At 27.0% G+C, this 13,556-nt stretch carries 6 protein-coding genes; all 6 read right to left on the bottom strand.

Annotated features, from left to right (window positions below; translation table 11 throughout):
• Positions 1-24: 24 nt before the first annotated feature.
• Genes pheT through der form a run of 6 tightly spaced genes read right to left on the bottom strand, consistent with a single transcriptional unit; the run spans position 25 to position 13,518 of the window.
• Entirely contained in the window at positions 25-1,719 is a 1,695-nt protein-coding gene (gene pheT, locus BRE_RS02615; protein ID WP_012538951.1) for a phenylalanine--tRNA ligase subunit beta, read from the bottom strand.
• Positions 1,712-3,259, bottom strand: coding sequence for a phenylalanine--tRNA ligase subunit alpha (gene pheS, locus BRE_RS02610; protein WP_012538950.1), 1,548 nt, complete (start codon positions 3,257-3,259; stop codon positions 1,712-1,714). The genes pheT and pheS overlap by 8 nt, the downstream gene beginning before the upstream one ends.
• A gap of 10 nt (positions 3,260-3,269) precedes the next feature.
• A complete protein-coding gene (locus BRE_RS02605) occupies positions 3,270-10,256 on the bottom strand; it encodes a SpiroCoCo family coiled-coil protein (protein ID WP_012538949.1) in 6,987 nt (2,328 codons plus the stop codon).
• A gap of 18 nt (positions 10,257-10,274) precedes the next feature.
• On the bottom strand, positions 10,275-10,961 hold the full coding sequence (locus tag BRE_RS02600; protein ID WP_012538948.1) for an HAD family hydrolase: 687 nt from the start codon (positions 10,959-10,961) through the stop codon (positions 10,275-10,277).
• 5 nt (positions 10,962-10,966) lie between these two features.
• Positions 10,967-12,220, bottom strand: coding sequence for a hypothetical protein (locus tag BRE_RS02595; protein ID WP_012538947.1), 1,254 nt, complete (start codon positions 12,218-12,220; stop codon positions 10,967-10,969).
• Positions 12,217-13,518 (bottom strand): ribosome biogenesis GTPase Der, encoded by a 1,302-nt coding sequence (gene der, locus BRE_RS02590; protein ID WP_041177783.1) that lies wholly within the window; start codon positions 13,516-13,518, stop codon positions 12,217-12,219. Before der ends, BRE_RS02595 begins: the two co-directional genes overlap by 4 nt.
• Between the last annotated feature and the right edge of the window lie 38 nt (positions 13,519-13,556).

Genomic DNA, 13,556 nt, shown 5'->3' with positions numbered 1-13,556 from the left:
CACTCACATCAAAATATGCTGACACTAATTTAAAAGACCATTAATATTAATCTCTAAGACACAACATGGGACCATAATTCCAAAATTGTTTAATATGTAAGGTGACACTTCTCCAAAACAGCCTAAAACAATATCATTTACTAAAATATCAGCGCCTCTGCCATCTATATAAAGATTTTTACTTGACTCTTTTACTTTAAATCCAATATTTAAATAATAAAAAAGAGATGAAACTAAAGAATTAATTTCATTAAATGAAAATTCCTTATCAGCCATTAAAAAAGCCAAATTATCATAAGTAACAGTACCCTCATCACTAACTAAATCTTTTAAAGCTACCTTACCAATCTCAAAAATTTTATGGGGATAAGGGAAATTTGAACTAATGCTTTCAGATTTAAGCAAATCAGGTATTATTGAACCTCTAATATACTCATAACTTTCAGTCATTGGATTAGAGACACTTAAAAGTTCAGAACCTTTAATATTCATCTTTTCAATAAAATCTACCTTAGAACCCAGATAATTATAAATCATCTCCTGAAATCCCATTCCTATCATCAAATTTCTAACACTTCTTGAAAATTCTTCTATTGGACTTAATTTTCCTATAGTAAAATCTTTGGGAAGCTCTGACTTAAAATTATCCAATCCTTTTCCTATCATTACCTCTTCGATAACATCTACTTCATGCAGAAAATCATTCCTATAAACAGGAGGCATAATATAAAATGTATCTGATTCTTCAAAATAAGCTGAAATTCCTAATTTTTTTAAATCAAGGCACATATCATTTGCCGTAAAATTACTTCCAAGTAGTTTATTAACACTATCAACATTAATTTTTAAACTATTTTGAAAATAATAAGGACAAATTATCTCCTTCCCAAATAAAGTTTCCCTAGGAAAAACAGTCTTTACTGGCAAAATTTTAAAACCCATATCATACAAATCACAAGCAACAATTGATAAAGACAACAAAGTAGCTTCAAGATCAGTTCCTGTAACCTCAATAAATAAATTAGTATCACCTACTTTTAAAGTTCCAATATCACGTGAATTAATTATAGGAGGATAAGAGAGTACATTGTTCTTATAATCTAACAATAAAGAATATTGATCAACATTTTCAAAAATTGACGAATATTCTATTCCTTTTGGATGTCTTTCATTTATTTCTTTAATGGACATCTCAATATCCATACCTAAAGGAACAAACTTATAATCAGAACTACATGTAACATAATTTATAGGAAAATGAATCAAATTTGATGAATACATTCCCATTGCAATTCTTTTTCGTTTTTGCCCATAATTATGAGAAAGCTTTTCTTGTAACTGAATTAAACTCTCAAGCATACGCTCATCACAAATCATCCCTTTTGCTAAAAATCCAAAAATAAAAGGTCTAATCCCAAACACTTCAGGACTGACAAAAATTTCACCATAAAATTTTTGCAAATTATCTGTCATTGAAAAAAAATCAAATGAAGGTACGTTACCAGAAAGATATGTCTTAATATGACGTGCAAGTCCTGCAGAAGACCACAAATCAGGTCTATTTGTATCATTAAATTCAATTTTGATCTTATCATTAACTATATCAATTTCACAAATCTCAGCTTTAGCAGTCTCAATAATAGATTCAAGCTCATAATTCGTCAAATTTTTTCCTATTTTTTCTAATAAAATACTTTTATAAATTTCAACCTTAGGCATTGCTCTTTCCTCGCCTTAACGCAACATCACCAATACTATGAGTAAAAAGTTCCCTTAAATCACTTAATCCTAAATGCATCAACGCCATTCTATCAATTCCAATACCCCAAGCAATAACAGGAACATCAATTCCAAAAGGTTTTGTAACCTCTGGTCTAAAAATACCACTTCCACCCAGTTCAAACCAACCAAGAATAGGATGCTTAACATGAACTTCAATTGAAGGTTCTGTAAATGGAAAATACGCAGGAACATATTTAAAATCAGTAGCTCCAGCCAACTCCTTAGCAAAAATTTCAAGAAGACCTAGTAAAGTTTTAATATTAACATCTCCAATAACAATTCCTTCTGTTTGATAAAAATCAGCTCCATGAGTAGCATCAACTTGATCATATCTAAAACATCTAACAATGCCAAAATATTTACCAGGATTTTTTGCATTAATTAATTGTTTTGCCGAGAGAACTGTACCTTGTGTTCTTAAAACTAATCTTTTTGAAATACTCTCACTAAAATTATATTTCCAACCTCTTGAGCCTGCAATATACCCATTTTCATGAACAGCTTTCACATTAGAAAAATAAGGCTCAGGCAAAGACTTTAACGAATTTGGTTCCTTAATATAATAAACATCTCTTATATCACGTGCAGGATGAAATTGTGGCATAAAAAGAGCATCATTATTAAAAAATTCACTCTCAACCAAAGGACCATCAAACTCTTCAAAACCAAGACTTACAAGCTTATCCTTAACTTTAGATATATACTCTGAATAAGGATTTGCACGTCCAATAAAAGTTTTATTTGATGACACATGAATGTTATAAGCCCGAAAATTTTTATTCTCATAAGACTTATTTTTGAGCATTTCAGGTGTTAATTTTACAATTTCATTACCCTTTAAATCATTTTTTTCAAGATAAGATTTTATTTCTAATCCAAACTTAGTAAATTCAAATCTTAAGTCCAATTTTTCTATGATTTTAAAGAGCACGTCACTAGCGCCTTTCTTTTTTGAGTAATTGGAAATAATTAATAATTCATCCTGCGATAAAGCATCTTCCAATAAATCTTGATCTCTAGCTCTCTCAACCAATATCTTAACCATTTTATAACTAGCACACTCTAAATTTTTAATAATAATTTCTTTATTTGATCCTAAAGATAAAACACCCTCTCTAGATAAATTACCAAATGCCTTACCCACATCCCTAAAATCAATTTTTAACTCTGATGCCAAATTGGAAACCAAAACCATTTTTTGAGATACAAGAGTAACTATTCTCTCTTCGATCAAACCATTATTGAAAGCATCAACACCTTTCTCAGTTAAACGATAAAAAACATTAAGTTTTCTAAAAGTTTCCTTAAGGATGCCTTTAGACAAGAGCCATTCAACCACTTTATTTGACTGCCCTTCATTATAATTTAAATCCTTAGAAAGTCTCAATGCAAAAACCGAATCTTCCTCTTTATAATTCAAAATCACTCTCACTTCAAGAGGATGCAATGTTTTAGCTATATCAAATATATTCCCCACAAACTATTCCTTAATCATCACTTTTGCTAACAATCCCAAGTTCTAAAATAAGCTCAACTTCTCCAACAGATAATTTAGTAGCTCTTGAAATTTCTAATGCACTCCATCCCTGTCGCATAAGTTTAATAACAGAATCCCTAACTGTTGCATTATTAAGACCAATATTATCTTTATACTTAGATTCTGTTTTAACAAGAATACCAAGAGTCTTAATTCTCTCTTCAGCAGCAACATTTAAATTTTCTAATCTAGTTTCAGATTTTGCAACTTTTTCTCTTACATTTTGAATGTATCCTAATTTATCCTCAATCTCCAACAACATCTCTTTAAGATTTTGAACATTATTTAACGCTTCCTGTGATAAATCTTTATTGGCTAATAATTCTGACACAATGTCTTTTAATTCTCCAATATTATGTGTAAGTCCAGAACTTTCCTTAAATAACACATTCATTTTGCTTTCTATTTCACTTATTAAATCAAAATTTCTATCAACAGATTCTAGCGTAGACTTTAATATAGTATCCTTATTACCAATCCTATCATAATTATCAAGAATAGTATTTTGATCGTCCTTTATTTCCTTCAGTTTAGTTTTATAAATCTGAATCTCATCATAAGATTCTGTAAATTTCTTATACCTTTCTTTAAAAGAAGAATAAAAATCAAGGAATTCAACAAAATCCTTTTTAATTCCTTTAATATCCATTTGATGCGTCTTTAAATCATTAAATACTTCAATAATATCTGATGTTCTAATTTTAACATCTTCAATTTCTCTAGTAACACTTTCAAAATCACCCTTATATTTTTTTACAAGATCTATTTCATCTATTAAAGTTTTTCGTAAATCTTCTAATTTATTCTTAAAATGATAGACTTCCTTAATTAATTCATAATTTTTTTCAAGCTCTGCTTCAAGTCTTTCAAAATTTTCAATCTTAGTATTAATAACATTGTAACGATCATCAAGTTCTTTCATCAAATTAGTTTTATATGCAATTAAATTATTCTTAATTTCACTTACAAAATTATTAAATTCATTATCATAGTTTAGAGCTTTAAGTTTAAGTTCTGATATATTTTCATCAACACTTTTAGTTATCAAATTATATCTATCCTTAAATTCAGTTTCTATATTACTAACTTGAATCTGCAAATTATTTTTCAAAGTTCTTATTTCTTCTTCTGAATAGTTTAAATTATCCTTAATTTCATTTTCAAAAACACTATATTCTTCTTTCATAATACTAGAAAAAGAATCATAACTCTCTTTAATAGTACCCTCAATGTCAGATCTATACGTATTCACTTGCTCAGAAAGCTTTGAAACATCATTCTGTATCAATTTAATTTGAGATTCAAAGCTATCTTTACCATTCAAAAAATTATCCACAACACTTTGTTTTTCTCTCTCAATTTTAGAAGTTACTAAATCGTACTCATATTTCAATTTTTCATTAATCTCAAAAATTTTATCTTCAAGATCTTTTTGTTGACTTAAAAACTTAATCTCAATTTGTGTTGCAAGCTCTTCGGTACTCAAATTTATCTTTTCATTGATAGAACTAATCTTAAAATTCATGTTATTTTCAATATTTAAAACTTTACCTTGAACCTCATTTGAAATATTTTTTAAATTAAAATAAGTTCGATCTTCAAAATCCTTAATATCGGTATGCAAATTTTCAAAAGTTTCTTTAGTTTGTTGAGTTACATTACTTTTAACAATTGCTAAATCATTCTCAATAATATCAATATCATTCTTAATCTGATTTAAACTTTCTTTTGTAATACCCGATCTCTCTTCAAATTCTTTATAAGCATTCTTTTGCCAATTTAACATATCATCCTTAACTTTTACAAACCAAGAATCAACATTACTTTGACGATTATCTATAAATCCAATAAATTCATCTACCCTATTTGTAAAATTGGTTTCCATCAAAACTATTTTACTCTCTATATCTCTTTTTTTAACATCAAACTCTTTACTAAATTCTAAATAAAAATTTTCCTTATTCAAAATAAATTTTTGTTCAATTTCTCTTCTAAAATCCTTTATAAGATTTTCTTTATCTTCCAGGTTTTTAATTATTTCCCTTTCTAAGTTTTCAATCCTTTGATCTGAAGATGTCACAAAATTCTCTAAAGAACTTCTTAAGTTATCACCTCTCTCCTTTAAGTCTCTAAAAAAATCTTCCTCCAGAAGTTTAAGATGAGATGAAACATTATGATATGAATCTTCTTTAAGTTTTAACACATCCCCTTCAATATTACTTAAATTTAATTTAAGTTTAGTAAGATTATCTAACTGTTCCTTAATATCTCTATCCATCTTTTCACTTGAATTTGCAAGTTTTAAATTTAACTCAGAAATAAACGTATTTAATTTATTTTCTACATCAAAATGCATACTTGAATATTTATTATCAATCTCAACATACTTATTTGATATTAACTCCTCAACCACATTAGTCTTATCATCTATCTTCCTCTCTATAAGTGAATGTTTCTCATTATATTTGTCTTCAAGTTCAGTATATTTATTTGATATTAACTCTTCAACCACATTAGTCTTATCATCTATCTTCCTCTCTATAAGTGAATATTTCTCATTATATTTGTCTTCAAGTTCAGCATATTTATTTGACATTAACTCCTCAACCACATCAGTCTTATCATCTATCTTCCTCTCTATAAGTGAATGTTTCTTATTATATTTGTCTTCAAGTTCAACATATTTATTTGATATTAACTCTTCAACCACATTAGTCTTATCATCTATCTTCCTCTCTATAAGTGAATATTTCTCATTATATTTGTCTTCAAGTTCAGCATATTTATTTGATATTAGCTCCTCAACCACATTAGTCTTATCATCTATCTTCCTCTCTATAAGTGAATGTTTCTCATTATATTTGCCTTCAAGCTCAGCATATTTATTTGATATTAACTCTTCAACCACATTAGTCTTATCATCTATCTTCCTCTCTATAAGTGAATGTTTCTCATTATATTTGTCTTCAAGTTCAGCATACTTCAAATCAAAAACTTTGTCGCAATCATTATTATATTTCTCCATTTTTTCTTTTAAATTTTGTTCTATAATTTCACAGTTATTTTCAATAGATTTAAGAACATCTATTTTTTTATTAATTCCATACTCATACTTTTCAATTTCATCATTAATTGCAGAGGTAACCTTCATCATATATGCATTAAATTGAATTTTCATTTCTTTTTCAATATCAAATTTCACAATATCAAATTGCTCATAAATGCTATTATTATTCTCTTCTATTTTTTTTCTTAAACCTTCTTCAAACTCTAAAATTTCTTTTGATCTTGCATCTACTATTTCAAAATTACGATCCATTTCAGCAATTTTTGCTCTTAAACGATCATCATTATCTGTAAGGATCTTATATATCTCATCTCTAATTCTTGAAATAGCCCCTTCACTCTCAACAAAAAACGTTGAATATCTCTCATCAAAATTATTCTCAACAATTTTAAATCTCTCTTTATAAAGCTCATTTAAAAATTCAGACTTATCCTCAATATTATTCTTAAGCTCATTTATCACTCCTATAAACCTTTCTTTTAATTGAATAACATCATTATCCATAACTTTTCTATAATCAATTGCCTCTTCACGTCTCATTTTATATTGATATTCAATTTCTCTAAGAAGTTCACCAATCCTTACCTCTTCTTTTTCTACTATATCCTTAATTCTAATTTCAAAGTTTTCAACTTGATATCTAGATATATCAAAAGATTCTTTAAATTTTTCTATATTTTCATCCATATTTTTACTAAGAACATCTATTTTATCTGTTAACCTTCTATTTACATTTTCTATTTCATATCCTATTTCATTTTCCAATTTATTAGCAAGAGTCTCTGAATACTCTCTAGAATCAGATATGACTTTACTATATTTTTCATTAATCTCTCTATTTAGATCATTAAATCTTGAATTAAGAGAATCAATAGTAATATCAATATTTGCTTGGAATGAAGCAATGTCTGTCCTTTTATCCTTAAGCAAACTATCAACTTCCTTAACAAATTCTTCTGATTTATCTAAAACAATAGCAAATTTTTTAGACAAACTCTCTTCAAGTTCTTTAGTATTCGTATCAAAATGACTCATAATATTTTGTAAAAGCTCATCTGCATATACATTTCCTTGATTTCTAAATTCATCTATTTTTTCAAGATAATAACTCTCAAGTCCCTTAAAAGTAGTCTTTAGATCATTAATTTTTAATGCCATTTCTGAATCAATAGAATTTATATCCATCTTTCCTGAAGAGAGCACATTTTCAATATTAACTGATATCTCACCCAATTTATCTTGCCAAGTATTAAGTTTGCTATCTATTTCATTATCAAGCATATCTTTTTTACTCAAGATATCCTCCGAGATTTGAGTTAAAAAATCATCTATTTGTTTTTGATTATCCATCTTAATTGCAGAAATCTTTTGAACTCTTGTTTCAATAAATGCATCAAGATCTGATCTTAAATTGTTTAAAACATCTTCACATTCAATCTTAAAGTCCTTAAGACTATAATTAAGTTCCTCTATCTTGTTTTTAATCACTTCCTCTCTATTAGAAAAGTCATCATTAAAACCATTAAGCATCATAATAACCTTGTCATGAATTATTTCGGCTTGATTATCAATAAATTCTTTAATTCCCAATAAAACTTCTTCACTATTCTTACTTGACATATCCTTTAATTCTCTATATCTATCTAATACTGAACCTTCAAAAGTCTCTGTTTTAGATACAACATATTCAAGTCTCTCATTAACATCTTTTTCAAAAGAGTCGATTTTAGAAGAAGTTGACGATAATAATTCTTCACTCGAAATCTTAATATCAAGCAAAGATTTATTTAAAATAATAAGTTCATCTTTCCAGTTAGTATGCATATCCATTGCTTTTTTATGAATATGTTCTGAGAGTTCATTAAAAATATTCTCACTAAGCTCTGTTCCCTTAATTCTTTGAGTTTCAATTAAATTTAAAAATTCTTCATTAGCTGAATTTAAATTAGATTTCACCTCTTTTAAATTAAGTTCAACTTCTTTTTGCCAATTTTCATATTGCAATTTATTAGCTTCCATTGCCCTTACAAAGTTGCCTATCTCTTCTCCATAGTGATTTTTTAAATTTAAAACCTCATTATCAATATCAGAATTGATACCATGTAATTTAGATTCAAAATTTCTTTTTAAAGTCTCAAAGTTTTGCTCTAACAAAACATTCAGCGAATTTATACCTTCATTTACCCTTTTACTAATAGTTTCAAAATTTTGATAATCATAATCTGATTTTTCAGCAATATTACTAAATCTTTCATCACATTCAACAGTAAAATCATTAATACTACGCTCAAATTTATCTGCAATACCTTTATATTTACTCCCTAACTGAATTTCCAATTCATTACTTTTTAAATTTAAAGATTCCAAAAGCATTACATACTTCGAATTAACATTTTCATATAAATCTGAATATTCATTAACAAATTTTTCATTAAGCTCTTTAAGTTTTAAATATAAAACATTATCTAACTTGGAAACTTCATCTTGAATATTTGTATTAATATTTAAAAGTTTTAAATCTAAATCATTTCCAATATTATTCATTCTTGAAAATACATCTTCATTAAAACTATCAATATCCCCTTTAACTTTTTTCTTAAATTCAAGATATATATTATTCGAACCATCTTCAAGATCATCAAGTAAGCTCTTAACTCCACTCTGAACACTTTCTATTTTAGAATTGGCATCCTCCAAGCTATAATCTATTCTCTCTCTTATCTCTTTGTCAAATTGATTTATTTTACTATCATACTCCCTATAAATATCACCCACATTAGACTCAATTTGCACCCTAAATTGCTCTAAAATATCTGCAAATTGCTCCTCATATTGCCTCATTTCTTGTCTGATAGTTTCTTCAAGAGAATTCAATCTAGAATAAGTATTGTCCTTAAAAACAGAACTTAAAGACAATACCTCATTGTCTACTAATACCAATTTACCTTCAAGTTCATTTTTTATCCGATTAGAACGATCATCAACATATATAAAAACTTCATTAAACTTTCGCTGCAACTCTTCATTTAACTTAGTTAAAATAAAATCTTCCTTATCATTAATTTTAATTTTAGCCTGCTCTACAATAAGATCAAGAGAATTTTCAATCGATTTAGACTTAGACTCGTAAATATCAAAAGATTTTTCCATTCCTCTATTATAATTATCTATATTAGATTCAATTTTAAGCAAAAAGTCCTTAAACTCATTTTCAAGTTTTTCATTACCTTTATCCAAAAGGTCTCTCTTTTTTTCCTCAACCATTAATAAAGACTCTTGATAAGACATAAGATTTTTATCAAGATTATCCATTCTAACACTAAAATCTCTAATAGTATTATCAAATTTTTCCCAACTCTCAATCTTGATAGATTCAAGATTTTCCTTATTTGTTTTAGCAAATTTTTCAAAAATAGTATTTAATTTAGAATCAACAGAATCAATCTGAGTATTAAAATTTTTTAAAGTCTTTGCAAGTTTATCTACTACTTTGCCATCTACTTGAAGTCGTTGTATATTATCCTGCACTTTAAGAGCCATATCATCTAAATCTTTAAGCATAGAATCATGGTAAGCAATTTTTTTTTCAACTTCTGCAAAATCATCACTCTTATTTTTAATCTTTTGTTGAACTTCATCTATCTTTTTTATAATTTCTATACTAGAACGTTGATATGCTTCCATATCAACAGCAAGATTATTGATCTCTTTTGTCTTCTCATCAATAAAATCTTCAAGATTATCTTTAGCAAGATCAACAAATTTTTTAATCTTATCTAAAGCTCTTGAACGTCTATCATACTGTCTATAAATAAATAAAATTAAAAAAACCGTTAAAAGATTAACCAAAATGGTTACAAAATCTATCATAAAATCTTTTACCCATACTTATATATTTAAAAGTATATATCTTTGCAAGTCTTTATAATCACTAAAAATAAAATCACAATTCATATCTTTAAGTAATTTTTTCTTAGAAAGATAAGCTGTTTGCATATACAAGCTATTAGCTCCTAAAATATCATACTCATAAGAATTTCCAACATATAAAACATGCTTATTATCTAAACCTAGTTCATCTAAAATTCTTAAAAAAGCTACTTTATTTGGTTTTAAATAACCAGTATCTTCTGATGAATAGAGAATATCCCAAAAACTATCATCAATATTTAATAAATTACTTACACGGGTTGCAATCGGAAAATCTGACATTACTCCTAATTTTATTCCATTAGATTTAAGAGAATAAATCAAATCATGAACACCAGAATATGGTTTAATCTTCCTAAATTTATCACTAAAAGATGTACCATAATATATTTTATTCAATAAAAATTCACATTTATTTTCATTAAAACCTAAACGGTTGGCAAGCATATTAACTTGTCTAGAAATCAATTCATCTCTACTTGAAGGAACACTTTTCCCTCTCTGTAAAATTCTTATTTCTTTTCTTACCTTCTTAAAAGCCAAAAAAAATCTAATATTCTTTAAAAATTCAGGAAACATTATTAAATTAATACTTCTCTCAGGATAAAGAGTTCCGTCAAGATCAAATACTACAGCTTTTATCATAATATTTAATTCTTGATCCTTCTTGGTATTGAAACTACAGATATATGCTTAGGAACTTTGACTTTAACTAAATGAATATACGAATTTGGATATCTATCCTTCAATGACTTAATTGAAGTTTCATCATTAATCTCCATTAAAGATACTCTAAAGATAGAATTTTGATCAATAAAAGGAAACAACACCACAATATGTTTATGAAAAATCTTACCTGGAAATCCATCAATTGTCGTGTTAAGAGATCCTAAATATATATGACCGGGATCTTTTACAGCTAAATAATATAAAATAAACTCTAAATTATCAATCTCATATCCACGATTTTCAATATACTTTAAAAATCCAATATTATTTACATCAAACTCCTTAATCTTAGATAAATCCAAATTAACATTAACATTATGAAGCTTATATGCAATATTACGCGTCCAATCAAGCCCAAAAAAAGGATCCCTACTAAATTCATGATATTTTGTAAAAGCATTACCTCTAACCCCAATATGCCTCACTTTCAGATCCTTTATTTTCAACAGTTTTTCTGTTTTTACCTTATAAATTGAATCTGCAACCCACTTACTAAATCCAGAACAATTAAACCCTATAGGCTCTCTTTGAGGTTCACCCGTTTTAATATATACCATCTCTCCAAACTCATTCATCGCCCCATCATGTACTTCAAACATTAAAGGAGAAATTTTTAAAAATGACTTCAGACTATCAACCATATTAGAAACATTATCATAAACTTCAAGATATTTAGGATTAAAAAGCTCAAAATCAATAAAATTATCAATATATCTAACTACTTCTATAAAAGAACCAGTAGCAATATCACTAATTTTAAAAGGCAATTTAATATCTTTATGAATCAAAGTATTAATTAAATAAAAATCAGCATTGGAATGCACATCACCTGCTTTTATTCTAATAAAAGTATCTGATCTATTTAGAAAAAATATTTTCACTTGTTCAATGCCATGTTTTCCAACTTTAATTACATAAGAACCTGGAAAAATATAAGATACGCCATTTTTTCGATTAAAAAAAGAATAGTAAACATAATCTCCCACTATTGAATTTGATACTTCAATATAATAATTATCTAAAATATGATATTTTGTTGTCTCTATCTTAATAGCATCATCACTTGAACTAAAATAGTTTGAATAACTTGATCTAACACTAAAATCATAGAAAAAATTTTCAAATGCAAAAAGACCTAGATTCCCAACTATTAAAAATAAAAATATATATCTCACTTTAATTCTCTTGTTTTCTCTCTAAGTTCTATTAAAATTGGAACATTATAGTAACCAATTTTACGAATATTATTTACTAAATAATTATAATAAGAATTCGGAAAATTGGTTATCTTATTTGCAAATAAAATAAACTTAATAGGATTAACACTAATCTGAGTTATATATTTAACTTTATATGAAGAATTCAAATGATAATCCTTAACCCACAAATTTAACATCTTATTTAAATCAGAAGTATTTATTTTAAGATCAAGTTGCTCTTTTAATTTAATTGTCTCCTTAAACAGATTATCTAACCCCATTCTATTATGAACAGATATTTTTAATATAGGAGAAAAATTTAAAACTGGAAAGAAAAATTTAACACGATTCTTTACAGCCTCAAAATAACCGCTTCTATATTTTACAAGATCCCATTTTGTAAATACAATAATAATTCCTTTACCCCGCTTAGCTGCATAATGAGCAATTTTTTTATCTTGAGATGTTAAATCTTCATTAACATCAACTAATAAAAAGACAACATCCACCATATCAATTACTCTTAAAGCCCTACTTACAGAATAATGTTCAATAATTTCATTTATTCTTGCACGTCTTCTTATTCCAGCCGTGTCAATAAGTTCAAATGTCTTAGAATTCCTCTGAAATTTTGCTTTAATAAAATCTCTTGTGGTACCAGCCATAGAAGACACAATAGAAACTTCATCTCCTGACAAAAAATTAACAAGAGTAGACTTTCCTGAATTTGGCTTACCTATAATACCAATTTTAACATCAATATGCTCATCATCTGATAATTTACCTACTGAATCTCTTAAAAAAATCCTTAAATCATTAATTCCCTTTCCATGAGTTGCACTAACTAAAAAACTCTTTCTAAAACCCAATTTTTGAAATTCATAAGCTAAAACTTCCTTATGACTACTATCCACTTTATTTAATATTAAAACTACTTTATCACTATATTTCCTCAATCTATCAATAAGTTCATAATCTTCTAACAATATCTCATTCACATCTAAAACAAGTAAAATTAAATCCACACTATCAAGCAATCCTATAACTTTATTAACCACAACCTGACTAAGTTCATCCTTTAAAAGGGTAAATCCACCAGCATCAATCAAATAAAACTTATAAGAATTTATTTTACAGATTTCTCTTACTAAATCTCTAGTAACTCCATAAACTTCATTCGTAATACTTCTATTTGAACTTAAAAGTTTATTAAACAAAGTAGACTTGCCAACATTTGGTCTGCCAACAATAAGAACACTGCTATAATTTTGAATTTTAGAACCAATCAAAGTCAATCTACCTCTTCCTTTAT

The sequence above is a fragment of the Borrelia recurrentis A1 genome, from assembly GCF_000019705.1.
In the GTDB taxonomy this organism is placed as follows: domain Bacteria; phylum Spirochaetota; class Spirochaetia; order Borreliales; family Borreliaceae; genus Borrelia; species Borrelia duttonii.
Note: the sequence above shows the minus strand (reverse complement) of the source record. Positions and strands in the feature narration are given on the sequence as shown.